The 24,209-nt window shown below is 70.5% G+C and carries 16 protein-coding genes; 9 read left to right on the top strand and 7 right to left on the bottom strand.

The window, feature by feature from the left end; translation table 11 throughout:
* The first annotated feature begins 42 nt into the window (after positions 1-42).
* Positions 43-924 (top strand): glycerophosphodiester phosphodiesterase, encoded by an 882-nt coding sequence (locus ACTWPV_RS06445; protein WP_443151006.1) that lies wholly within the window; start codon positions 43-45, stop codon positions 922-924.
* A gap of 101 nt (positions 925-1,025) precedes the next feature.
* Here the strand turns inward: ACTWPV_RS06445 and ACTWPV_RS06440 are convergent, their stop codons facing one another.
* The gene (locus ACTWPV_RS06440) at positions 1,026-2,093 is read right to left on the bottom strand and encodes a MalY/PatB family protein (protein WP_443151005.1); all 1,068 of its coding nucleotides are present in this window, start codon (positions 2,091-2,093) and stop codon (positions 1,026-1,028) included.
* A gap of 114 nt (positions 2,094-2,207) precedes the next feature.
* On the opposite strand from ACTWPV_RS06440, the gene ACTWPV_RS06435 reads away from it, so the two are divergent.
* Positions 2,208-3,050: a nucleotidyltransferase domain-containing protein gene (locus tag ACTWPV_RS06435; RefSeq protein ID WP_347617847.1), complete on the top strand. Its 843-nt coding sequence runs from the start codon at positions 2,208-2,210 to the stop codon at positions 3,048-3,050.
* Between the two features lie 342 nt (positions 3,051-3,392).
* Here ACTWPV_RS06435 and lexA read toward each other — a convergent pair whose 3' ends face one another.
* Positions 3,393-4,103 (bottom strand): transcriptional repressor LexA, encoded by a 711-nt coding sequence (gene lexA, locus ACTWPV_RS06430; RefSeq protein WP_347650739.1) that lies wholly within the window; start codon positions 4,101-4,103, stop codon positions 3,393-3,395.
* A 966-nt stretch (positions 4,104-5,069) separates the two neighbouring features.
* Between lexA and ACTWPV_RS06425 the strand changes: the two genes are divergently transcribed.
* From ACTWPV_RS06425 to ACTWPV_RS06415, 3 genes are all read left to right on the top strand, one after another.
* Positions 5,070-5,489: a LysM peptidoglycan-binding domain-containing protein gene (locus ACTWPV_RS06425; protein ID WP_443151004.1), complete on the top strand. Its 420-nt coding sequence runs from the start codon at positions 5,070-5,072 to the stop codon at positions 5,487-5,489.
* Positions 5,490-6,022: 533 nt separating this feature from the next.
* Complete coding sequence (gene nrdR, locus ACTWPV_RS06420; RefSeq protein ID WP_347617844.1) at positions 6,023-6,478, top strand: transcriptional regulator NrdR; 456 nt, start codon at positions 6,023-6,025, stop codon at positions 6,476-6,478.
* Entirely contained in the window at positions 6,475-9,285 is a 2,811-nt protein-coding gene (locus ACTWPV_RS06415; RefSeq protein WP_443151003.1) for a vitamin B12-dependent ribonucleotide reductase, read from the top strand. Before nrdR ends, ACTWPV_RS06415 begins: the two co-directional genes overlap by 4 nt.
* A 182-nt stretch (positions 9,286-9,467) precedes the next feature.
* Here ACTWPV_RS06415 and ACTWPV_RS06410 read toward each other — a convergent pair whose 3' ends face one another.
* Positions 9,468-12,617 carry a S41 family peptidase gene (locus ACTWPV_RS06410; RefSeq protein ID WP_443151002.1) on the bottom strand — a complete coding sequence of 1,050 codons (3,150 nt, stop codon included), beginning with the start codon at positions 12,615-12,617 and terminating at the stop codon, positions 9,468-9,470.
* Positions 12,618-12,764: 147 nt separating this feature from the next.
* Between ACTWPV_RS06410 and ACTWPV_RS06405 the strand changes: the two genes are divergently transcribed.
* Together ACTWPV_RS06405 and ACTWPV_RS06400 are read left to right on the top strand one after the other, a co-directional pair.
* Entirely contained in the window at positions 12,765-13,190 is a 426-nt protein-coding gene (locus ACTWPV_RS06405) for a hypothetical protein (protein ID WP_347650600.1), read from the top strand.
* 52 nt (positions 13,191-13,242) lie between these two features.
* Positions 13,243-14,211, top strand: coding sequence for a TIGR03557 family F420-dependent LLM class oxidoreductase (locus ACTWPV_RS06400; RefSeq protein WP_347650599.1), 969 nt, complete (start codon positions 13,243-13,245; stop codon positions 14,209-14,211).
* Here ACTWPV_RS06400 and leuS read toward each other — a convergent pair.
* Positions 14,208-16,655, bottom strand: coding sequence for a leucine--tRNA ligase (gene leuS, locus ACTWPV_RS06395; RefSeq protein WP_443151001.1), 2,448 nt, complete (start codon positions 16,653-16,655; stop codon positions 14,208-14,210). The genes ACTWPV_RS06400 and leuS overlap by 4 nt on opposite strands.
* Before the next feature lie 465 nt (positions 16,656-17,120).
* Between leuS and ACTWPV_RS06390 the strand changes: the two genes are divergently transcribed.
* Positions 17,121-18,884, top strand: a complete 1,764-nt coding sequence (locus ACTWPV_RS06390) for a hypothetical protein (RefSeq protein WP_443151000.1) — start codon at positions 17,121-17,123, stop codon at positions 18,882-18,884.
* Between the two features lie 16 nt (positions 18,885-18,900).
* On the opposite strand, the gene ACTWPV_RS06385 is transcribed toward ACTWPV_RS06390, so the two are convergent.
* Positions 18,901-20,142 carry a cytochrome P450 gene (locus ACTWPV_RS06385; RefSeq protein WP_443150999.1) on the bottom strand — a complete coding sequence of 414 codons (1,242 nt, stop codon included), beginning with the start codon at positions 20,140-20,142 and terminating at the stop codon, positions 18,901-18,903.
* An 87-nt stretch (positions 20,143-20,229) separates the two neighbouring features.
* The gene (locus ACTWPV_RS06380) at positions 20,230-21,126 is read right to left on the bottom strand and encodes an alpha/beta fold hydrolase (protein WP_443150998.1); all 897 of its coding nucleotides are present in this window, start codon (positions 21,124-21,126) and stop codon (positions 20,230-20,232) included.
* Positions 21,127-21,306: 180 nt separating this feature from the next.
* Here ACTWPV_RS06380 and ACTWPV_RS06375 point away from each other — a divergent pair, with 180 nt between their 5' ends.
* Positions 21,307-22,491, top strand: a complete 1,185-nt coding sequence (locus tag ACTWPV_RS06375; RefSeq protein WP_443150997.1) for an RNA-guided endonuclease InsQ/TnpB family protein — start codon at positions 21,307-21,309, stop codon at positions 22,489-22,491.
* Between the two features lie 168 nt (positions 22,492-22,659).
* Here the strand turns inward: ACTWPV_RS06375 and ACTWPV_RS06370 are convergent, their stop codons facing one another.
* On the bottom strand, positions 22,660-24,201 hold the full coding sequence (locus ACTWPV_RS06370) for a GMC family oxidoreductase (protein ID WP_443150996.1): 1,542 nt from the start codon (positions 24,199-24,201) through the stop codon (positions 22,660-22,662).
* Positions 24,202-24,209 lie beyond the last annotated feature (8 nt).

Genomic DNA, 24,209 nt, shown 5'->3' with positions numbered 1-24,209 from the left:
GTGACTGTCGAGTCGTAGGCCTCTCCCCAGCAGAGGAGACCCATGTCCAGACGACTCGCCCTCATCATCGCGACCACCCTCGCCGCCCTGACCGCGCTCACCGGGACCGCGCCCGCAACCACCGGCCGGCCGGTGGCCGACGTCGCCCACCGAAGCGCCTCCGCGTACACCGGCCGGCCGGTCGCCAACGTCGCCCACCGGGGCGCGTCCGCGTACGCCCCCGAGAACACGATCGCCGCCTTCGAGCTCGCGGACGAGCAGCGGGCCGACATGTTCGAGCTGGACGTCCAGGAGACCAAGGACCACCGGCTGGTCCTCATGCACGACACCACCCTGACCCGCACCACCGACGCCGAGGAGGTCTTCCCCGGCCTGTCGCCGTGGAACGTCGGCGACCTCACCTACTCCCAGATCCGCGACCTCGACGCCGGCTCGTGGCTCTCCGGCGAGCACGCGGGCGAGCCGGTGCCCACGCTCGGCGAGGCGCTGCGGGCGATGAGCGGCTCGGGCATGGGCCTCCTCCTCGAGGTCAAGGCCCCCGACCGGTACCCGGGCATCGAGGCCCGCATCGCCGCCGAGCTGCGGCGCAACCCCCGCTGGCTGGCACCGGGTCGGCTGGTCGTGCAGTCGTTCGACTGGGATTCGATGCGGACGTTCCACCGGCTCATGCCCGGCGTGCCGATCGGGCTGCTCGGCACGCCGGCGACCGCGGAACTGCCCTCGCTGGCCACGTTCGCCGACCAGATCAACCCGCCGTACACCACGCTCACGTCCGCGTACGTCCGGCGCGTGCACGGGCTCGGCATGGAGGTCCTCACCTACACGGTCGACGACCCGGACGACATGCGCCGGATGATCTCGTACGGGGTGGACGGCATCATCACCAACAGACCCGACGTGCTGCGCGACCTGACCGACGCCTGACCTCCAGGCGACCCCCTTCCCACCGCCGGCCTCCCGGCCCTACCTTCCGTGCCCGACCGCCTGTCCCCTGACCGGCCCCGGAGCTGGTGGCCGTGCCGTGGTCAACCCGGATGGGCCCCGGCCAGGCGGTCGAGGATCTCGGCGAGGATGGGCTCGGTGGTGGCGAAGTTGAGCCGTACGTGGCCTGCGCCGCCGGGGCCGAAGTCCGCGCCTTCGTTCAGCCGTACGCCGGCCTCGCGCTCGAAGACCTCGGCCAGGCCCGGCCTGCCGACGCGCAGCCAGGCCAGGTACGTCGCCTCCGGCACCCGGTAGCCGAACGTCTCCGGCAGGCGGGCCGCGATCGTGTGCCGGTTGCGGTCGAGCAGGGCGAGGGTCCGTTCCAGCCAGGCGTCCCCGTGCCGCCACGCCGCGACCGTGGCCTCGACGCCGAACACGTTCGCGGAGCCGTACACGAAGGGCGGCTGCGCTTCCAGCGCCTTGCGGGCGCCCGGGTGACCGAGGTGGGCGACAGAGCAGCGGATGCCGCCCAGGTTGAACGCCTTCGTCGCGGACGTCAGCGTGACGGTGCGGTCGGGGAGGATCGTGGCGAACGGGATGTGGCGGTACGGCTCGTACACGAGGTCGGCATGGATCTCGTCGGCGAGGACCAGCAGATCGTGGCGCTCGGCGTGCTCGGCCAGCTCGGTCAGCTCCGCGCGGGTGAAGGCCCTGCCGGTCGGATTGTGCGGGTTGACCAGGAGGAGCACCCGGCAGCCCGTCAGGTCGGGCACCTCGAAGCGCCACGAGTCGCCGTCGGGTTCCATCTGGATGGGGCGGAGGGGGCGTTCCATGAGGTCCAGCGTCGACAGGAACGGGTGGTAGGCGGGGGTGTGCAAGGCGACGCCGTCGCCCGGCTCGGTGCAGGTGTGGAGGAACACCTGGAGCGCCTGGTTGAGGTCGTTGAACGAGCGTACGAGCGCGGGGTCGGCCGCCCAGCCGTACCTGACAGCCATGCGCTCGGCGAAGGCCTCGGCCAGCGGCCCCGCGGAGGGATCGGTCAGCCAGGCCGGATAGCCGAGGTCGCCGCCTGCCCGGCGCCGCAGCGCCTCGATCACCTCGGGTGCGGTGGGAAGATCCATGTCGGCGATCCAGGCGGGGATCACGTTCGGCTCGACCGCTGCCCATTTCAAACCGTCGTGTGTGGCTTTGACCCCTTCAGGGGTATATGCGTAATCCACCCACCCATTTTAGGATTCTCGAATGTTGATGAGGTGCTGCCGCCGGTTGTGGCAGGCTGGGCGGCCATGATGCCCCACTCGAAGATCGATGCCATTGTCGAGACCTACCTGTCGATCGCCGACATGGAGGCGCCCGGCTTGGTGGAGGGGCTTTACCTCGAGGGCTCGGCGGCCCTGGGCGACTACCGGCCGAGCACGAGCGACGTGGACTTCATCGCCGTCACGGCCGCCGCCCCGCCCGAAGACGTGCTGGAGCGCATCCACACCCGGCTCGGCGCCCACCCCTTCGACGGTGTGTACCTGACCTGGGACGACCTGCGCCGCGGCCCCGACGGCCTGGGCACCCGTCCGCAGGCGCAGCACGGCAGGCTCAACCGCCGGGGCGCGCTCAACCCGATCACCTGGCACACGCTGGCGCAACACGGGCTGACCTGCCGCGGGCCCAAACCGGACGAGTTCGAGATCTGGAACGATCCTGACGCGCTGGCCGCCTGGACCGACGACAACCTCGACCGCTACTGGCGACGGCTGGTGAGCCGGGCCTCCCGGCTGGCCACGCCCTGGGGCCTGATCTGCCTGGGCGGATACGGCACACTGTGGGTCGTCACGGGCGTCGCACGCCTGCACTACACGCTCGCGACCGGCGACATCACCTCCAAGACAGAGGCCGGGCGGTACGCGTTGGAGGCGTTCCCCGAGCGCTGGCACCGCGTGGTGAACGAGGCGCTGCGCGTACGCGAGGAGGATACCGCGGCACCGACGCTCGGCAGCCTGACCTCGGGGCTGGGTGACCATTTCGGCGCTCCCCGGCAGTCGCTCTACGGCTCTCCGTTCGAGCGCAGGAAGGACGTGCTGGGCTTCGCCGGGCAGGCGATCACGTCCGCGCACGCGTTGTACGCCGCCCGCTGACCGGCATCGCTGCACACGACCCGCAGGCGCTCGTCGCGGCGTTGGCGCCGGTCACGCCCGGGATCGCGAAAGGCCCCGACCGCGTGTCCCCGGAAACGACGCGATCGCGTACGCGTGCGCACGGGCAGTCCCGTGAACGTGCGCACCGGGGGTTTCGCCCGCCGGCCGGGGACTGCGGCGGGGGTGGAACGCCCGCGCTGAGGACTCTTCGAGGACGGGCCGGCGAGATGGCGACAAGCCCGGGAATGATGGGCCGTGTCGTCCCCCGTGGCATGTGTGCTGGTGGCGCGCGCCGTCATCGCGGCGCGTGCGGTTGGACGCGCGCCTGGTCACCCCGGCGGGCTAGAGCCGCCGGAGAACCGCCACGACCTTGCCCAGGACGCTGGCCTCGTCACCGGGAATGGGCTCGTAGTTGGGGTTGTGGGGGACGAGCCAGACATGGCCGTCCTTGCGCTTGAAGGTCTTGACCGTGGCCTCGCCTTCGATCATCGCGGCCACGATGTCGCCGCTCTCCGCCACCGGCTGCTGGCGGACGACCACCCAGTCGCCGTCGGCGATGGCCGCGTCGATCATCGAGTCACCGGTGACCTGGAGGAGGAAGAGGGTGCCCTCACCGACGAGCTGCTTGGGCAGGGCGAAGACGTCTTCGACGCTCTCCTCGGCCAGGATCGGCCCACCGGCGGCGATGCGCCCGACGAGCGGCACGTAGGCGGCCGTGGGGCGGCTCACCGTGGACTCGACGTCGGGGGCGGCGTCAGGATCGACCCACATCACGGGCTCACCGGGCAGCCGCACCTCGAGCGCGCGGGGCCGGTGCGGGTCACGCCTCAGATAGCCCTTGCGCTGCAACGCCGTCAACTGGTGGGACACGCTGGAGGTGCTGGTCAGCTGCACCGCCTCGCCGATCTCGCGCATGGAGGGCGGATAGCCGCGCTGTTGCACCGAGTCGCGGATCACTTCCAGGATCTTGCGCTGCCTGGGGGTCAGGCCCAGGGAATCTCGCCGTCGCACCGCGAGGTCGCTGACCCCGTTCGTGTCATCCCGCTCGGTCATGCTCTTCCTCCTCGCCTGGCGGCCCGCCTCACCGGCGAACCTCCCAGTCCGTGGTCTTGATGTCGCACACAGCGACCGTATCTCTGTTGAAGATCATCTTCAAACAATTGTTCGAGTCTTCCTCGAAAATATCGCGTGCGTGGTGTACAACATCGTACGGGAGTTCGATCGACATCGTGTTCGATTTGCTGATCTTTATTTGGCCTTTTCCTCGGGCCACACGGCAGGAGGTCATCCATGCGAACACCCACAAACATGGACACGACCAGCGAAGACGCCAAACAGCTCACCCTCATCGCCGATGCCACGCAGAGCAAGGATCGACGGGGAGACAATACGCGTACACAGCCCGTCGCCAGCGGTAATTCCGGCAAGAGGTTGGGGTCCCGTTCGAATAGCGAAGGAAGATCCCATTTGCGCCTCGTCCCGCCGCCCCGCACGGGCGGAGCGACCGACGACACCGTGCCGCCGGTCCGGTCCGCCGCCGACGGCGACCCGACCGTCTCCACCCGAAGACGCGCCGCGAACGCGGGCGCGGGAGCCGGCGGCAGGGAGAAGCGGGCCTCAACCGCGGCCTCGCGACGGATGGGGGCCACGAGCCGGTATGGGCCGAGAGGCTTGAACACGACAGGGGCCGAGCCCCCGGCAGGAGCCGGCCCTCTCACCGACGCGGAAACCCGGGCCCAAACGCACCCCAGGGCCGAAACCCGGAGGCTCGGGCCCCGGACCACCCAGACGAGAAGCCGGAGGACCCCTGCCGGGGCAGCCCAGACCGAAACCCGGAAGACCGCGCCCGGGACACCCCGGGCCGGGAGCCGGAGGAGCGGGCCCGGGACGACGCGAAACGGCGGCCGGAGAGCCCAGAGCGAGGCGGGAGGGGCCTCGACGAGGGCCGATATCGGGGCGAAGGGCGAGGCCCGGACGCGGAGGGAGACCGGAGCGAAGAGGAAGGCGGGGGCCGGAAAGTTGATCGCGCGGCTGCGGAGTCGCCGAGCGGCGGAACGGCGGCAGCGGCGGCAGCGGCGGCAGCGGCAGCCGGCCCCCGCCACGTTGCGCCGCCGGACCACCCCGCCGCTACGGCTGACCAGGCGCGGGCGGGTCGTGCTGGTGGTGGCGGCCGCGCTGCTGTCCCTGGGCGGGTTCTGGCTCGGTACGCGCACCGCCGGGCACGCCGCCGTCCACGTCATGATGCCGGCCCACGCGGGGTTGCCGTGGGTCGAGGTCCGTGAGGGAGACACACTGCGGGTGATCGCCGACGCCCTCTCCCGTGGCGGGGATCCCGCAGTCCTGGTGGAGGAGATCAAGCGGCTGAACGGCCTGCCCGATTCCCTCATCCGCCCCGGCAGCCGTCTCTACCTCCCGAAAGACGAGGCCACCTTACGCTGACCGCTGCCGGCCAGCTCTCCCGCCGCCCTCGTTCGGCCGGCTCACCTGCCGTCCACGCCCGGTGAGCTCACCACCGTCCCGCCGCGACCCGCGGACGGCGGCTGGTCGCCGGGAGCCCGCCGCACGGCGCCGCGGAGGCAAGGGCCCGGGCGGAGGCGACATGGGCGCGCAAGCAGGGGGCGTGGTGGTCGAAGTGACCTCCGGTAGCGTTGTGAGGATCGTTCGCCGAAGAGGCCGCGCACAACTCTTGTGACACGCTCAACTGGGCGAACGCCCCTCGCGAAGGCACGACACGCCCGGGACAGAAGAGGATGGCGGGCTGATCAGCGACTTCGGTGCGATGGAGTGGCTCAACTTGCGTTCATGGTCGCACGCTTCTACGGTTGGACCACAACATCTAGTAGTTACACCGATGTAGGTTCACCACACCTTGTGGTTATGCCACCGTTCCGTGGTCAGCCATGGAGCGTGCGCGAGCGTCCCCTCGTGCGGGTTCGGATTCGTGGTGAAGCAGGGGCCTTGGAGGCGAAAGAGTGCACTGCCCGTTCTGTCGCCACCCTGACACCAGGGTCATCGACAGCCGTTCGACGGACGACGGTGCGGCCATCAGGCGCCGGCGCACCTGTCCCGAGTGCGGGCGCAGGTTCACCACGCAGGAGACCGTACTGCTCATGGTGAGCAAGCGCAGCGGAGTGACGGAACCGTTCTCGCGGGAGAAGGTCGTCGCAGGCGTGCGGCGCGCCTGCCAGGGCAGACCCGTCAGCGAGGACTCGCTGGCGCAGCTCGGGCAGCGGGTGGAGGAGGCCATCAGGGCCAAGGGCGCGGCGGAGATCCCCTCCAACGAGGTGGGCCTGGCGATCCTCGGCCCGCTGCGGGAGCTCGACGAGGTGGCCTATTTGCGTTTCGCATCGGTGTATCGCGGTTTCGAGAGCCTGGCGGACTTCGAAGCCGAGATCTCACAGTTGAAGGCGGAGAAGGGGGAGTCATGACGGAGACGGCCAGCGGTTCAGTGGCGCGCGGGGGCAAGCGTCCGCGTAAGGGACTGAAGATGAAGCGCATCTTCACCAAGCCCGGTGTGCACCCGTATGACGAGATCCAGTGGGAGCGCCGCGACGTCGTCATGACCAACTGGCGCGACGGCTCGGTCAACTTCGAGCAGCGGGGTGTCGAATTCCCCGCGTTCTGGTCGGTCAACGCGGCCAACATCGTGACCACGAAATACTTCCGCGGCGCGGTGGGCACCCCGCAGCGCGAGTGGAGCCTGAAGCAGTTGATCGACCGGGTCGTCGGCGTCTACACGAGGACGGGCATCGAGCACGGCTACTTCGCCGGTGACGAGGACGCCGAGATCTTCGACCACGAGCTGAAGCACGCGCTCGCCCACCAGGTGTTCGCGTTCAACTCGCCGGTCTGGTTCAACGTCGGCACCCAGTCGCCGCAGCAAGTGTCGGCGTGTTTCATCCTCTCCGTGGACGACCAGATGGAGTCGATCCTGGAGTGGTACAAAGAAGAGGGCGTGATCTTCAAGGGCGGTTCGGGCTCCGGGGTCAACCTGTCCCGCATCCGTTCCTCCAAGGAGCTGCTCTCCAGCGGCGGCACGGCCAGCGGCCCGGTGTCGTTCATGCGCGGCGCCGACGCGTCCGCGGGGACGATCAAGTCCGGCGGCGCGACCCGCAGGGCCGCCAAGATGGTGGTGCTCGACGTCGACCACCCCGACATCGAGGAGTTCATCGAGACCAAGGCGCGCGAGGAGGACAAAGTCCGCGCGCTGCGCGACGCCGGGTTCGACATGGACCTGGGCGGCAAGGACATCGTCTCCGTGCAGTACCAGAACGCCAACAACTCGGTGCGCGTCTCCGACGAGTTCATGCGGGCGGTGGAGAAGGGCGGCGACTTCGGCCTGCGCGCCCGCCTGACCGGTGAGGTCATCGAGAAGGTCGACGCCAGAGGCCTCTTCCGCAAGATGGCCAAGGCCGCCTGGGAGTGCGCCGACCCCGGCCTGCAGTACGACGACACGATCAACGACTGGCACACCACCCCGGAAACCGGACGTATCACGGCAAGTAATCCCTGCTCGGAATACGTGCATCTGGACAACTCGTCCTGCAATCTGGCCAGCATCAACCTGCTGAAGTTCCTGAAGGACGACAACTCCTTCAACGTCGCCGACTTCGTCAAGCTGACCGAGCTGATCATCACCGCGATGGACATCTCGATCTCGTTCGCCGACTTCCCGACCGAGAAGATCGGCGAGACCACCCGCGCCTACCGGCAGCTCGGCATCGGCTACGCCAACCTGGGCGCGCTGCTGATGGCCACCGGGCACGCCTACGACTCCGACGGCGGCCGGGCGGTGGCCGGGGCGATCACGTCGCTGATGACCGGCGTGTCCTACCGGCGCAGCGCCGAACTGGCGGGCGTGGTGGGGCCGTACGACGGATATGCCAGGAACGCCGAGCCGCACAAGCGGGTCATGCGCAAGCACGCGGCGGCCAACGACGACCTGCGCACGGTGGGCTCCATGGACGCGAAGATCCACTCCGAGGCTTCGCGCCAGTGGTCGGAGTGCCTCAAGCTGGGCGAGAAGCACGGCTACCGCAACGCCCAGGCCAGTCTGCTCGCCCCCACCGGCACCATCGGCCTCATGATGGACTGCGACACGACGGGCATCGAGCCGGACCTGGCGCTGGTCAAGTTCAAGAAGCTGGTCGGCGGCGGTTCCATGCAGATCGTCAACCAGACGATCCCGCGGGCGCTCAAGCAGCTCGGCTACCAGCAGGAGCAGATCGAGGCCATCGTCGAGCACATCGCCGAGCACAGTCACGTCGTCGACGCGCCCGGCCTGCGACGGGAGCACTACGAGGTGTTCGACTGCGCGATGGGCGAGCGGGCGATCGCGCCCATGGGTCACGTGCGGATGATGGCGGCCACGCAGCCGTTCCTGTCCGGCGCCATCTCGAAGACGGTCAACCTGCCCGAGTCGGCCACGATCGACGACATCGAGCAGGTCTACGCCGAGGGCTGGCGCCTCGGCCTCAAGGCCCTGGCCGTCTACCGCGACAACTGCAAGGTCGGCCAGCCGCTGTCGGCGGGCAACGGCTCCAAGAAGGAGGAGCCGCAGGCGGAGCCCGAGGTCAAGGTCGTCGAGGTCAACCGGCCGACCCGCCGGCGCATGCCCAACCAGCGGCCGAGCATGACCACCCGGTTCACCGTGGGCGGCGCCAAGGGCTACATGACCGCCTCCTCCTACCCTGACGACGGGCTCGGCGAGGTCTTCCTCAAGATGTCCAAGCAGGGTTCGACGCTGGCGGGCGTCATGGACGCGTTCTCCGTGGCGATCTCCATCGGGCTCCAGTACGGAGTGCCGCTGGAGACGTACATGAGCAAGTTCGTGAACATGCGGTTCGAGCCGGCCGGCATGACGGACGACCCGGACATCCGGATGGCCACGTCGGTGATGGACTACATCTTCCGCCGCCTGGCGCTCGACCACCTGCCCTATGAGGAGCGGGCGGCCCTGGGCATCTTCTCGGCGGCCGAGCGGGCGGCGCAGCAGCGGGGCGAGGACCCCGCGGCGCTCCAGGAGCCGGTCGACCGCGAGGCGCTGGCCCAGTCGGCGCCCATCGAGACCAGGACCCAGCCCAAGGCGGAGCAGCCGGTCGCCGAGCTGACGCTGGAGAGCCACCAGCGCTTCACCGCGGACGCGCCGCTCTGCATGACCTGCGGCACCAAGATGCGCCCGGCCGGCAGCTGCTACGTCTGCGAGGGCTGCGGCTCGACCAGCGGCTGCAGCTGACCCGCGTCGGCCGGCGCGGGACCACGGCCGCGGCTGCGTCCCGCGCGGCCGGAGCCGAGCCCGACACCGCCCGACCGGGCGAGGCCCGGGGCGGTGCGGGCCGGGCGCGCTCGGCGGGTGGGCGTTGGGATTGATCACCGGTGGGGAGGGGCCGTACGGCCCCTCCCCACCGGTGTGCACGGTCAGCGGGCGGGAGGCAGGCTGGGGGGCGTGGCGGGCGGGTTCTCCTCCAGGGCGGCCATGGCCAGCTCGATGGCCTTGTCGAGCTGCGGGTCACGCCCCGCGACCCGGTCCTGCGGCGTGATCACCACTTCGACGTCGGGGTCGACCCCGTAGTTCTCCACCCCCCACCCAGGGCCTTCGATCCAGAACGCGTAGCGCGGCTGCGTCACGCGGGTCCCGTCGACGAGCGTGTAGCGCGAGTCGATCCCGATCACGCCGCCCCACGTCCGCGTGCCCACGAGCGGCCCGATCCCGCGGTTCTTGACCCCCGCGCTCACGATGTCCCCGTCGGAGCCGGCGAACTCGTCGGTGACGGTCACGATCGGCCCGCGCGGCGAGTCCTCCGGGTAGCGCATCGGCTCGTACCCGCGGACCAGCGACCACGCGGTGACCTTCCTGGACAGCTTCTCCAGCACCAGCTCCGACAGGTGCCCGCCGCTGTTCTCGCGGACGTCCACGATGAGCCCGTCACGGGCCATCTCGGTACGCAGGTCGCGGTGGAACTGCGCCCACCCCGAGGCCACCATGTCGGGCACGTGCAGGTAGCCGAGCCGGCCGCCCGAAGCCTGCCTGACGTGGGCGCGGCGGTCCTCCACCCAGTCGTGGTAGCGCAGCTGCGTCTCGTCGGCGATGGGGTTCACCACGACGCGGCGCGGCTCGCCCCCTGAGGCGGGGCGGATGGTCAGCTCGGTGGGCCGGTCGGCAGTGCCGGCCAGCAGGGCGAGCGGCCCGCGTACCGGGTCGACGGGGCGGCCGCCGACGGCGGTGATCGCGTCGCCGGGGCGGACGCCGACGCCCGGGGCGAGCAGCGGCGAGCGGGCGGCGGGGTCGGACGACTCGCCGGGCAGGACGCGGGTGACCCGCCACACGCCGTCGCCGTCCCTGGCCAGGTCGGCGCCGAGCAGTCCCTGGCGGCGGCGGGGGTCGTGGCCGCCGGCGTTGGCCACGGCGTAGGCGTGCGAGGTGCCCAGCTCGCCCTGGGCCTCCCAGAGCAGGTCGATCAGCTCGGAGTGGCAGCCGATGCGGTCGACCAGCGGCTCGTAGCGGTCGAGTACGGCCTGCCAGTCGACGCCGTTCATGTCCTCGCGCCAGAAGTGGTCGCGCATGAGCCGACCGGCCTCGCGGAAGCCCTGCCGCCATTCGGCGACCGGGTCGATCTGGACGGTGACGCGGTCGAGGTCGATGGTGACGACCTCGTCCCCCTCGGAGGCGGAGCGGGTCTGCAGGCCGTCCTTGCCGTTGGTGACGAGCCTGGCGCCGTCGCCGCTGACCTCGAACGAGCGCACCTCCTTGCCCAGCTCGGCCTTGGCGCGCTTCTTGAGGTCGTACCGTTCGAGCACGGTGTCGTTCTCGGACTCGGTGCCGTCGCCCAGGCGGCCGGTGAGGGGGTGGCGCAGCCAGAGGAGGGCGTCCTTGGCGGTGCGCAGGTTGCTGTAGAGCCCCGAGGGCACCGGCACCGGCACCACGCGGGAGGCGATGCCGTCGGGGTCCACCTCGGTGCACGGCGGCGCGTCGTCCTTCGCCCCGTCGTCCTTGGCGGCCTTGTCGTCCTCGCCGTTGAATCCGCGGCCCTGCAGCGAGGGGTCGAACGGCGACGGGGTGCCGGCCTGCAGCGGCACGAGGTAGGGGCGGCAGCCTTGGGGAAACGACAGGTCGAAGCTGTGGGTGTCGTAGACGGGGTCGAACGTCCGGATCGACAGGAACGCCAGGTGTTTGCCGTCCTTGGTGAAGACGGGGCCGTAGTCGGCGAACCGCATCGGGGTCACGTCGATGACGGAGGTCCCGTCGACGCGTCCGATCTTGATCTGTGACAGCGGCTCGTGGTCCGGATGCACCCAGGCCAGCCAGCTCGAGTCGGGCGAGAACGTCAGGCCGCTGACGTCTCCCTGCGTGGTGCGGTCGAGCTCGCGGAGGTTCCCGGTTTCGAGGTCGGCGACCAGCAGCCGCCCGTCGTGGGTGGCCACCGCCACGTGCTTGCCGTCGGGGGCGGCCTCCAGGTCGAGCACGCGGCCGAGCTGACCGGTGGCCAGCGTCCTGATCTCGCCTCCTGGCGTGCCGACCTCCAGCCCGTCCTCGCCGCTCGCGTCGGACACCCACACGGCCCGCCCGCCGGAGTCCAGGGCCTGCGGGAGGCGTACGCGGACGCCGGGCTGCGCGCGGAGCACGCCGGCGGGGCCGTCGCGGTGGGTCACCCAGTGGGCGGTGCCGCGGATCTCCACGGCGCTGGCCCGCCCGCTCGCGTCGGGCGAGAACGAGCCCGCCCGCAGGGGCGCCGGCCGCCGGGCCCGTCCTGGCCGCGGCCCGCCCAGCCGCACGTCCAACCGGTACGGCTCGGCGTCCAGGCTCTCCAGCAGCCACAGGTCGCCGGCGTGGCTGTAGATCACCCGCTCGCCGTCACCGGCGGCGTGGCGGGCGTAGAACTCCTCGTGGGAGCTGTGCTTGCGCAGGTCGGAGCCGTCGGGGCGAGCGGAGTAGAGGTTGCCGGCGCCGTCGATGTCGGCCAGGAACACGATCCTGTCGCCCACCCAGCCGGCCGACCAGTACTGTGCCGCGCTGTCGGCGAACAGCCTGGTGAACGCTCCGTCGCCGTCGGCGTCGACCCAGATCTTGCCGGCGGTGCCGCCTCGGTACCGCTTCCACTGCGAGGGCTCTCGCCACATCGGCGACACGGTCGCCACCTGGACGCCGTTGACCGCGACGTCGCTCAGCCACCCGTACGGCAGGCGTGTGGCCGGTCCCCCGTCGAGCGGCACCGCGTAGGCCCAGTTCCTGCTGGTCTCGCTCTGCCCGGCCGCGCTGACCGCGAGCACGTCGCCCTCGGGGGTCCATCCGCGTACGCCGGTCGCCGTGTTGCCCCAGTGGGTCAGCCGTTCGCCCTCCGGGCCGTCGATCTCGGCCGCGAACACCTCCGGAGCGCCCTCCTTGCCGCTGGTCCACGCGATGCGGCTGCCGTCGGGCGAGAATCTCGGATGCGACACCGATACGCGGTCCGCGGTGAAGCGCCAGGCTCTGCCTCCTGTCAGGGGAGCCAGCCAGACGTCGTCGTCGGCGACGAAGGTCACCATGTCACCGTGCAGGTGCGGGTGTCTGAGGTATGCGCCATTTGTCACAGATGCACACTAATGCGCGAGACCAAGGCCAGCCCAAGAATTCTCTCCCCAGCGAACTGACCCTGTCCTCGGAACGGCCAAGTCCGGGATGCGCCGGACATGCAGGGGAATGGTACGAATTCCGGCTTCTGCATCCTGTGAGGCACCATGAAGATCCTCGCCCGCCCGCACCAGCTCCCGCCCCGGCTGGCCGCCGCGGCCGTCATCCTCAACTCCGGGCTCAGCAAGTCAGGCGCAGGCGAGGACACCGCCGCGAGCCTGCACGGCATGGCCTCGGGCACCTATCCGTTCCTGCACAGGATGAGCCCGCTCACCTTCACCAGGCTGCTCTCCAAGGCGGAGATCACCCTCGGCGTGGCCCTGCTGGTGCCGCTGGTGCCTTCACTCCTGGCGGGGGCCGCGCTGACGGGCTTCGCGGCGGGCCTGCTCGGCCTGTATCTCAAGACGCCCGGCCTGCGGCAGGATGGCAGCCTGCGGCCCTCCGAGCAGGGCGTCGCGATCGCCAAGGACGTCTGGTTGCTGGGCATCGGCCTGGGCCTGGTGGCCGAGGAGATGCGCGACCGCTGCCGTTGACGATCTCCGGTTCCTGGACGCTAATCCCGGCTGACAGGGGTAGCCGGGACGCATGGTACACATCGGCTACACCCTGATGTCCGAACAGACCCCAGCCCGCGAGCTGGTCGACTACGCCGCGGCGGCCGAGCGGATCGGCTTCGACTACGCGGTCATCTCCGACCACTACTTCCCGTGGCTGGAGGAGATGGGGCACTCGCCCTACTGCTGGTCGGTGCTCGGCGCCGCAGCCCAGGTCACCGAGCGGCTCCCGCTCATGACCTACGTGACGTGCCCCATCATGCGCTACCACCCGGCCGTGGTCGCGCAGAAGGCGGCCACGATGGGCGTGCTGAGCGGGGGCCGGTTCACCCTGGGGCTCGGGGCGGGCGAGAACCTCAACGAGCACGTCATCGGCGAGGGCTGGCCGCCGGTCGACACCAGGCACCGCATGTTCGCCGAGGCCGTACAGATCATCAGGGAGCTCTTCAGCGGCGAGTACGTCACCCGCCAGGGCGAGTTCTACGACGTCGACTCCGCCAAGCTCTACGACCTGCCGGAGCGGCCGGTGCCGATCGGCATCGCCGCCTCCGGCGGGCAGTCCGCCGAGCTCGCCGCCGAGTACGGCGACGTGCTCGTGGTCAACGAGCCGCTGCCGGAGGTGGTGCAGCAGTTCCACGCGGCGGGCGGCCACGGCAGGCCCGTCTACGGCCAGCTCGCCCTCTCCTACGACACCGACGTCGAGGCCGCCAAGGAGCGCGCGCACACGTTGTGGCGCTGGGCGGCCACCGGCGGCTGGAAGGTCATGGCCGAGCTGCCCGCGCCGGTGAACTTCGCCGCCGCCGCCGGCACCGTGCGCCCGGAGGACGTGGCCCAGAGCGTGCCCTGCGGCGACGACGTGGACGCGGTCGTGCAGGCCGCGAGGAAGTACGTCGACGCGGGATACACCCACATCGCGCTCGTCCAGATCGGGCACGACCGGCAGCAGCCCTTCTTCGACTGGGCGGAGAAGGAACTGCTGCCGGCCCTGCGCTCCCTCTAAGGGACGATGTTGACCAGCTTGGGCGCCCGGACGATCACCTTGCGGGGCGCGTTCTGCAGGTAGGTGGCGACCTTCTCCGAGGCCAGGGCCAGCGCCCGCAGGTCGTCCTCGCTGATGCCGGGCGGGACCTCCAGGCGGTCGCGGACCTTGCCCGCCACCTGCACCACGCAGGTGACCGACTCCTGCACCAGCAGCTGCGGCTCGGCCACCGGCCAGCCGGCGAAGGTGACGGGACCGGTGCGGCCCAGCCGCTCCCAGCCCTCCTCGGCGGTGTAGGGGGCCACCAGCGACAGCATGACGGCCAGCGTCTCGGCGGCCTCGCGCACCGCCGGGTCGGCCGGGCCGGGGCCGGAGTCGACGGCCTTGCGCGTGGCGGAGGTCAGCTCCATCATGCGCGCCACCGCCACGTTGAAGCGGTAGGACTCGACCAGCCTGGTGACCTCGTCGATCGTGCGGTGCGTGACCTTGCGCAGCTCCACGTCGCCGCCCTCGAACGCGACGCCGGGCTCGCTGGTCACCTCGGACATCACGCGCAGCACGCGGGCCAGGAACTTCTGCGAGGCGGCCGGTGAGAGGTCGGCCCAGTCGATGTCGTCCTCAGGCGGACCGGCGAAGATCATCGTCAGGCGCACGGCGTCGACGCCGAAGTCGTCGATCTGCTGGCCCAGGTCCACGCCGTTGCCCAGGGACTTCGACATGGACTTGCCGCCGTTGATCACCTGACCCTGGTTGAGCATGCGGACGAACGGCTCGGTGAAGTCGACCATGCCCATGTCGTGCAGGACCTTGGTGAAGAACCGCGAATACAGCAGGTGCAGCACCGCGTGCTCGATGCCGCCGACATACTGGTCGATCGGGCCCCACTTGCGCACCTGCTCGGGGTCGAACGGGCCGTCGGTGTAGCCCGGCGAGCAGTAACGCAGGAAATACCACGACGAGTCGACGAAGGTGTCCATCGTGTCGGTGTCGCGCTGGGCGGGACCGGAGCACTTGGGGCACTCGACGTTGACCCACTCCGTCGCGCTGGCCAGCGGGGAGACGCCCTTGGGCGCCAGCGCCTCGCCCCGCATGTCGGGCAGCGTGACCGGCAGTTGCTCGTCGGGGACGGGCACCTCGCCGCAGTCGGGGCAGTGGATGATCGGGATCGGCGTGCCCCAGAACCGCTGCCGGGACAGCAGCCAGTCGCGCAGCCGGTAGTTGACCGCGCCCGTGCCCCTGCCGTCACGCTCCAGGACCTCGATGATCCTGGCGATGGCCTCGGTCTTGCTCAGGCCGTCGAGCGGCCCTGAGTTGACCAGCGTGCCCTCGCCGGGCGTGGCCTCGCCGGTCTCGCCCGGGTCGGCCAGGCCGGTGTGCACGACGACCTTCACCGGCAGCCCGAACTTCACCGCGAAGTCCAGGTCGCGCTGGTCGTGGGCGGGCACGGCCATGATGGCGCCGTGGCCGTAGTCGGACAGCACGTAGTCGGCCGCCCAGACGGGGATGCGCTCGCCGTTGACCGGGTTGATCGCGTAGCGGCCCAGGAAGACGCCCGTCTTCTCCTTGTCGGTGGCCAGCCGCTCGATGTCGCTCAGCTTGGCGACCTCGGCGCGGTAGGCCTCGAAGCGGGCGCGGTGCTGGTCGGTGACGATCTCGTCGGCCAGCGCGGCGTCGGCGGCGACCACGAAGAACGTGGCGCCGAACAGGGTGTCGGGCCGCGTGGTGTAGACGTGGACCGGCTCGTCGCGGCCCTCGATCTCGAACAGCACGTCGGCGCCCTCGGAGCGGCCGATCCAGTTGCGCTGCATGGTCAGCAGCCGCTCGGGCCAGGTGTCCAGCTGGTCCATGTCGTCCAGCAGCCGCTGCGCGTAGTCAGTGATCTTGAAGTACCACTGCGTCAGCTCGCGGCGGATCACGTCGGCGCCGCAGCGCTCGCACTTGCCGGCCACGACCTGCTCGTTGGCCAGCACGGTCTGGTCGTTGGGGCACCAGTTGACCAGGCCGCCCTTGCGGTAGGCCAGGCCGCGCTCGAAGAACCGGTTGAACAGCCACTGGTTCCACCGGTAGTAGTCGGGGTCGCTGGTGTGCAGGCGACGCGACCAGTCAAAGGAGACGGCGTAGCGCCGGAACGAGGTGGCCTGCGTCTCGATGTTGGCGTAGGTCCACTCGGCCGGGTGGGCGTTGCGCCTGATCGCGGCGTTCTCGGCGGGCAGTCCGAAGGAGTCCCAGCCGATCGGGTGCAGGACGTTGTAGCCCTGCTGCATCCAGAAGCGCGCGATGACATCGCCGATGGCGAAGACCTCACCGTGGCCCATGTGCAGGTCGCCCGACGGGTAGGGGAACATGTCGAGCATGTAGCGCCGCTCGCGGGGGTCGGCCGGGTCTTCGCTCGCCCGGTAGGGGTCCTGCTCCTCCCATCGCTGCTGCCACTTGGCCTGCAGCGCCTGCGGATCGTACTCACTCACGGCTACTGTCCTTTGAATTGACTCGGACCCATAAGAAAACCCCCCGTGCACACAACGAGGGGTGGAGCCGCGACGGCGAGATCTTCAGGGCCGTCGCGGCCCGATAAGAAGCAGGGTCGCGGAACGCATGTGTCAAGCCTAGCGCACGTCTTCGGCTGAATGCAGATACTCGATCGAGGCCGGCGGGCACAATAGATCCTTCAGGTCCAGCGAGACCTGATGGTGATGTATCCGTTGTGACCTCATTCGTCCCAGAAGAATAGCCTTGTCGCCGTGGTGTACCCAGCTGAGCCTGATCGTCCGGAAGCCGACCTGCCGCTCCAGGATCCGCCGACCGATCCTGACGGCTTCGCTCGTTTCGCTGCGGAACCGCCTGCATCTCCTGGAAAATCCCATGAGATCATGCCTCGGACGTCAAATCCGGATATAAGGGCGAATCCGGACACTACATCGGGAGGGCCGGCCATGGCAGCGGATGATTCCGGATCACACCTGCCGTCCTGGCCCGACGCGCCGCGACGCGACGGATCCGGCACGCGGTCGTCCGGCTCGCACGCCGCCGACGTTCCCACAGCGTGGCCCGAGGCACCGGTGCCCGCCCACGGCGACCCCGCCTGGCCGGAGCCGCCGCGCAAGGACGACTCCTGGCCCGAGCCGCCCCGCCGCTCACGCCACGCGGCCTCCCCGCAGGACACGACCGGCCCGTCCTGGCCCGAGCCGCCCCGGAGCACCGCCCCTGGCGCCTCCTCCTGGCCGGACCTCCCACCGCAGGACCGCGCGGGGCCCTCCGCATGGCCGCCCGGCTCCGCGCAGAACCCCGCCGCTCCCTCCTCCCGGCCCGACGCACCACACCAGGACGTGCCGGTCTCGTGGCCCGAGACGTCCTCCGAGGTGCCCATGTCCTGGCCGGAGGCGTCCCCCCAGAGCACGGCCGGACCACCGCAGGCCGCCCCGGGCCCCTCCTCGCGGCTGGACCGGCCACCACAGGGCGGCACGAAGGCGCCCCAGCACCCCGAGCAGCCTCAGGTCCCCGACCCCGTGCCCGCGTGGGCGCAGCCGCCGGCCCCGGCTCCCGGCGCGTGGCCGGACGAACCGGCGCCACGGGGCAAGCGCCACGCGGCCGAGTCGCCGGAGCCCACGCCCTCGCACCGCCAGTCCGCCCCGAACAACACCCCGCCGCACGACGGCCCGTCCACAGCCCACCCTCCCCCGTCCTCCGTCCCCGCCTCCGAGCGGACGATCACGTACGCCAGACACTCCGAGAACCTGCGAGACGATCGCGCGGTGCCCTCCTCCCCCATGGACTCCCCCCACACTGACACGCCCCCCGGCGAGGACCACGCCTCCCGCCCCGGCTCGAACCTCAACCGTGATCCCTCCGACCCCGACCGCCGCTTCGTGACGGCGGGCCAGATCAGCGGGTCGCGCACCCCGCCGCCCGAGCGCCAGCAGGAGCTCTGGAACACCGTCTTCGGCGACAACTACCAGGCCATGGGCGGACAGGACGCCCTGGAGGAGGAACCGGGCAAACCTGTCTGGATGTACGCCCTCGGCAGTTCGGTGGCGGTCGCCCTGGTGATCGCGCTGATCTGGGCGTTCCTCGCGGGACCGCTCGCGAGCGAGGACCCGGCGAGCTCCAACGTCGCGGCGCAGCCGTCCGCCTCGAAGAAGCCGCGCGCCACCAAGACCTCGTCGTCGATCGGCCCGCTGCCGAAATACTCCGGCAAGCCCTCCCCCGTCATCGGCAGGATCCCGGACGCGCCGGCCCGCATCTCGGTCCCGCGCCTCGGCGGTGACTGGCGGCTGGACCAGCGCGCCACGGTCAAGGCCACGTACGGCTTCGACACCCGGCAGTACGTCCAGGTCGCGCCCGAGCGCTACGCGCAGCTGATGACGGCACCGCTGTCGCAGCGGCTGGCCTCGTACTACGAGCCGGACGACCTGGAGCCGGCCATCAAGCAGGTCGTGCTCTCCGCCCGCAGGAGCTACTTCCCCAAGGACAACAAGGTCCGCAAGATCGCCCAGCAGGCGATCAAGGTGGGCGACTCCACGGGACGGCTGATCGCGTACTCGCTGACGTCGCAGACCGAGAAGGCCACGATCGTGACGATGGCCGTCAACACCGGCGGCAACGTCCCGGCCATCGTCTACATGTCGATCCCGGCCGAGAGCAAGCGGCTCCTGCCCGACGTCCGCACGGTCATGAACCAGATCAGGTTGGCCTCCTGACCCGGGGCGTCGACGGCTAGAAGGCGCACTCCATGTGCTTGATGCCGTTGATGAAGCTGGAGTGCAGGCGGTCCGGCTTGCCGCCCTCGATGTGCGGGACGCGGCGCAGCAGCTCGCGGAACATCACCGTGATCTCCCGCCTGGCCAGGTGGGCGCCGAGGCAGAAGTGCGGGCCCGGGCCGCCGAAGCCGACGTGCGGGTTGGGGTCGCGGGTGATGTCGAAGCCCAGCGGGTCGGCGAACACGTCCTCGTCCCGGTTGGCCGCCCAGTAGAACAGGACCGCCTTCTCGCCCTTGCGGTAGAGGTGGCCGTTCATCTCGTGGTCGCGGGTGACCTTGCGGCGCATGAAGTTCACCGGGGAGGCCAGGCGCACGATCTCCTCCACGGCTCCCGGCGCGCGCCCGTCGATGTCGTCCAGCCAGAGCGCGCGCTGGCCGGGGTTCGTGGTGAGCAGGCGCAGGCCGTACGAGATGGCGTTCCTGGTGGTCTCGTTGCCGGCCACGACCAGCAGGATGAAGAACGAGCCCAGCTCCTGCATCGTCAGCCGCTCACCGTCGATGTTCGCGTTGACCAGGGATGACGTCAGGTCGTTGGTGGGGTGGTCGGCGCGGTGGGCGGCCAGGTCCTGGACCAGCTGCTGCAGCTCCATGCCGGCGGTGAGCAGGCGGTCGGCGATCTGGGTGAGGTCGCCGCCGGTGTATTCGGGGTCGAAGCCGCCGAGGATGATGTTGGAGCGGTCGAAGACGAACCGGTAGTCGTGCTCGGGAATGCCCATCATGTCGCAGATGATCTTCAGGGGCAGGCGCGCGGCGACCTCGGTGACGAAGTCGCAGCCGGACCCCTTGGCGATGAGGTCGCCGACGATGGCGCCCGCCGCCGCCTCGACGTCCGCCTCGAACTGCTTGATCATCTTGGGCGTGAACGCGCGCGAGACGATCCTGCGGAGCCTCGCGTGCCGGGGGTCGTCCATGTTGATCATCGAGCCGAAATACTCGGTGAACTCGGCGGGCATGTCGGGAATGTTCGTCGCGCCGCCCTGACCGGAGCTGAAGACCTCGGGATTGCGGCTGGCCTCGAGGATGTCGGCGTGCTTGACCAGCGCGTGGTAGCCGGGCCCCTTGGGCGCGAAGGAGAGCTCCATCTCCTCGAAGAAGGCGGGCGTCTCGCGCGAGCGCAGCCGCTCGAACGCCCTCTCTCGCTCGTCCATGGGCCTGGCCCAGAACTCGGGGTCCGACAGATCGAAGTCGAGGACGCTCATGTGGCCATCATTCGGAAAGCGGCCACTTACGTCAATGGTCCGGACGTACACCGTACGTATCTGCCGGGCATCCGGGGTGGCAGGTGCTCAGAAAGGCCCGGAGCCGGGGTTGAAGCCCATCGGGCGGATCTGGGTCAGCTCGGCCGAGGACGCCGGGCCGAGCCAGTCGAGGATGAGCCGGTTGACCTCGACGGGCCGTTCGAGATGGAGGAAGTGCCCGGCCCCCGCCACCTGCCGCACCCGCGAGCCCTCCGGCAGGAGGCCGGGCGCGTCGCGCGTCAGCTCGGCGCTCAGGCAACCGTCCTGGGCGCCGTGCAGGTAGAGGACGGGCCCCGTCACCTTGGACTCGACCTCCGGATAGCGGCCGGAGGGCGGCGTGGTGCCGAGCATCGAGCGGTAGTAGCCGATGGCCGCGCTGAGGTTGGCGGGCGCGCCGATGCTGCGCCGGACGAACTCGAGGTCCTGGCGCGCGTCGTAGCCGGGCGACCAGTCGCGCCAGAGGTTGTCGAAGAAGCCGGGCCTGGAGGCGGCGGCCTCGGCCATGCCGGTCTGGAAGAGGAAGACGTAGAACGAGCGCTTGAGCTGGTCGTAGTCGAGGAAGCTCGAGCCGAGCACGCCGGGCGGCGGCACGGCGAGTGCCACGGCCCTGCGGAAGCGGCCGGCGGTGAGGTAGACGGGGAAGGCGCCCCAGTCGTGGCCGACGACGACCGCGTCGGCGTCGCCGCCGAGTTCCTCGTGCAGGGCGCGCACGTCGGCGACCAGCGCGGCCTGCTCGTACGCGCCGTCGGCGGGCACCTCGGTGGGTGCGTAACCGCGCATGAACGGCGCGACCGCGCGGTAGCCGCGCTCGGCCAGCGCAGGCATCAGGTGGCGCCAGGTGTGGGCGGTGTCGGGGAAGCCGTGCAGGCACAGCGCCAGCGGCCCCTCCCCCATCGTCAGGTACGCGAACTCCACCCCGTTGGCGTGGACATTCCTGATCTCCATCAGATCCTCCCGAGGGGACCGTCGTCTTGAGTCGACGGGTGAATCGGGAGCGGGAGGGCCGTCAAGGCCCGAGTGTGCCCTGACCTGTCACATCTGCGCATCACGGATGTCCTTCCTGATTTTGTCGGCGCCAGCCAGTATCGTGGTGATGCCGTTACCGAACGTGATGGGAGGTGGGGTGTGCGCAGGTCGTTCCGATTCCTGCTGCGCCCCACCGCCCGGCAGGCGGCGGCGCTGGCGGCGTGCCTGGAGGACCACCGCCAGCTCTACAACGCCGCTCTGGAGCACCGCCGCACCGCCTACGCCAAGGCGGGCGTGAGCGTCCGGTACGGCGAGCAGTCGGCCGAGCTGAAACACATCCGCGCCGACGACCCGGACGGGCAGGCGCGTTGGTCGTTCTCCTCCCAGCAGGCCACCCTGCGACGGCTCGACAAGGCGTTCGCCGCGTTCTTCAAGCGGGTCCGCGCGGGTCGCACCCCGGGCTTCCCGCGGTTCAAGGGGCGCGGCCGGTTCGACACGGTCGAATGGCCCAAGGACGGCGACGGCTGCCGGTGGGACTCCCAGCCCGGCCACCCCACCACGACCTACGTGCGCCTCCAGGGGGTCGGGCACGTCCGCGTCCACCGGCACCGGCCCGTGCGCGGCCAGGTGAAGACGATCAGCGTCAAGCGCGAGGGCTCGCGCTGGTTCGTGGTCCTGTCGTGCGACGACGTGCCCGCCGAGCCGCTGCCCGCCACCGGCGCGGTCGCCGGGATCGACATGGGCGTGGCGTCCCTCGTCACCACCTCCGACGGACAGCATCTGAGCAACCCCCGCCCCCTGGCCGCCTCCGCTGACCGGCTGGCCGCCGCGCAGCGGGCTCTGGCCCGCAAGAAGCGGGGCTCCAAGCGGCGGCGTAAGGCGGTGGCCCGCGTGGCCGCGCTGCACACCAGGGTGCGCAGGCAACGTCTGGACGGCGCGCACAAGGCCGCGCTCGCCCTGGTCCGCACCTATGACGTGATCGTGCACGAGGACCTGCGGATCGCGAACATGACCCGCTCGGCGTCCGGCACGACCGAAGCTCCCGGCCGCAACGTCGCGGCCAAGTCCGGCCTCAACCGGAGCATCCTGGACGCTGGCTGGGGGGTGTTCCTGACGATCCTCGCGCACAAGGCTGAAAGCGCCGGTCGCAAGCTGATCGCGGTGAACCCCGCCGCCACCTCCCGCACCTGCGCCCGCTGCGGGCACAACGCGAAGGAAAACCGCGTCACCCAGGCCGACTTCGCCTGCACGGCGTGCGGACATACCGCACACGCCGACGTCAACGCGGCGGTCAACATCCTCAGGGCAGGGCTTGCCCTTCGCGAACCTGCGGAAGCGGCTTAGCGAGAAGCCGCCTCCTTCAGGGGGCGGAGGAGTCACGACTGCGAAACCTAGCATTATTCGGCCCGCCGCCGGAGCACCCGCCGCGAACGCGGTCGCGCTCCCACCAGGCCTGCGTGCCCGGATCACCGGCGTCGAGGACGATCCTGCGGGCGAGGTGGCGCGCCTACGTCATCCCGCGTTCCTGATCAGGTCGGCCGCCTTCTCCCCGATCATGACGGCCGGGGCGTGGGTGTGGCCACGGTTCAGTGTCGGCATGATCGACGCGTCCACGACCCTGAGCCCTTCGACGCCGCGCACCCGCAGCTCGGGGTCCACGACGGAGGCGTCGTCGACCCCCATGCGGCAGGTTCCGACGGGGTGGTAGAGGGTCTCGGCGCGCTCGCGCACCCACTGCGCGAGCTCCTCGTCGCTCTCCGGCCCCCAGTACGGCGCCATCGGGCCACCCGCGTACGGCTTCATGGCGGCGGTGGCGAACACCTGCTTGGCCGCCTTCAGCCCCGCCACCAGGCGCCGGAGGTCGGCCTCCGCGGTCAGGTAGGCGGGGTCGATCACCACGTCCCTTCCGCTCAGCCCGACCCTGCCGCGGCTGTCCGGCTGCAGCAGCACCACCCCGACGGTGAGCCCGTGGCCGGCCGGTTTGGACAGGCCGTGGTCGACGAACGGCACGGGCGCGTAGACCAACTCGATGTCGGGCGCGGGTTCCTCGTCCGAGGTCCTGATGAACGCCACGGCCTCTCCGACGTTCGTGGTGAGCATGCCGGTGCGCAGGACGAGATAGCGCAGCAGGTTGCCGATCGACTCGGCCCTGGACAGCGTCACCGGCTGCCGGCACTCGACGAACACGCCGGTGGAGAGGTGGTCCTGCAGGTTACTGCCGACCTCGGGCAGCGCGCGCACGACGGGCACTCCGGCGTCGCGGAGCTCCTCCGGCGCGCCCACGCCGGAGCGCATGAGCAGGTGGGGTGAGCCGATCGTGCCGGCGGACAGGATGACCTCGCGCCTGGCCCCGATCCGCCCGCCGCCGTACTCGACGCCGGCGGCCCGGCGTCCGTCGAACAGCACCCGCTCGACGGAGACCCCGGTGATCACATGGAGGTTGGGCCGCTTCGTCGCCGGGTGCAGGTAGGCGTCGGCCGCGCTCCACCTGCGGCCCCTGCGCTGGGTGACGGGGGTGGGGCTGTAGCCCTCGTTGGAGCGCCCGTTCAGCTCGCCGAGCCGGGACAACCCCAGCTCGTCGCAGGCCTGGAGGAACGCGGCGGTGGTGACGTTGGGGCTGCGCAGCTCGGAGACGTACAGAGGGCCCGAGGTTCCGTAGACGCCGCCCTCGTTGCTGCCGACGCGGCGCTCGGCCCTGGTGAAGTACGGCAGCACGTCGTCGTAGGTCCAGCCGGGCACGCCCCACTGGTCGTAGTCGCGCTGGCAGCCGCGCACCCACATCTGGGCGTTCATGGAGGACGAGCCGCCGATCACTCTGCCCCTGGGCCAGTAGAGCTCGCGGCCGGACAGCTCGCCCTGCTTGGCGGTGGTGAAGTTCCAGTCGTCGCCGGTCTTGAACAGCTTGGAGAAGCCCGCGGGCATCCGGATCTCGAGCTTGTCGTCCCGCCCGCCCGCCTCGACCAGCGCCACCGACACATCCGGATCCTCCGAGAGGCGGCCGGCCAGCACGCAGCCCGCCGACCCCGCCCCGACGATCACATAGTCGTACTCCATGCCCCTCC

It is taken from the genome of Nonomuraea sp. KM88 (genome assembly GCF_052245635.1).
Taxonomy (GTDB): Bacteria; Actinomycetota; Actinomycetes; order Streptosporangiales; family Streptosporangiaceae; genus Nonomuraea.
The sequence above is the reverse complement of the archived record's forward strand: the minus strand, read 5'-3'. Positions and strand labels throughout refer to the sequence as shown.

Excerpts from the sequence above, each read along its gene's own strand:
- ACTWPV_RS06415 (WP_443151003.1), top strand. The coding sequence starts at position 6,475 with ATGACGGAGACGGCCAGCGGTTCAGTGGCGCGCGGGGGCAAGCGTCCG.
- ACTWPV_RS06390 (WP_443151000.1), top strand. The coding sequence starts at position 17,121 with ATGGCAGCGGATGATTCCGGATCACACCTGCCGTCCTGGCCCGACGCG.
- ACTWPV_RS06380 (WP_443150998.1), bottom strand. The coding sequence starts at position 21,126 with ATGGAGATCAGGAATGTCCACGCCAACGGGGTGGAGTTCGCGTACCTG.
- ACTWPV_RS06370 (WP_443150996.1), bottom strand. The coding sequence starts at position 24,201 with ATGGAGTACGACTATGTGATCGTCGGGGCGGGGTCGGCGGGCTGCGTG.
- ACTWPV_RS06435 (WP_347617847.1), top strand. The coding sequence starts at position 2,208 with ATGATGCCCCACTCGAAGATCGATGCCATTGTCGAGACCTACCTGTCG.
- ACTWPV_RS06405 (WP_347650600.1), top strand. The coding sequence starts at position 12,765 with ATGAAGATCCTCGCCCGCCCGCACCAGCTCCCGCCCCGGCTGGCCGCC.
- ACTWPV_RS06385 (WP_443150999.1), bottom strand. The coding sequence starts at position 20,142 with ATGAGCGTCCTCGACTTCGATCTGTCGGACCCCGAGTTCTGGGCCAGG.
- ACTWPV_RS06445 (WP_443151006.1), top strand. The coding sequence starts at position 43 with ATGTCCAGACGACTCGCCCTCATCATCGCGACCACCCTCGCCGCCCTG.
- ACTWPV_RS06400 (WP_347650599.1), top strand. The coding sequence starts at position 13,243 with ATGGTACACATCGGCTACACCCTGATGTCCGAACAGACCCCAGCCCGC.
- lexA (WP_347650739.1), bottom strand. The coding sequence starts at position 4,103 with ATGACCGAGCGGGATGACACGAACGGGGTCAGCGACCTCGCGGTGCGA.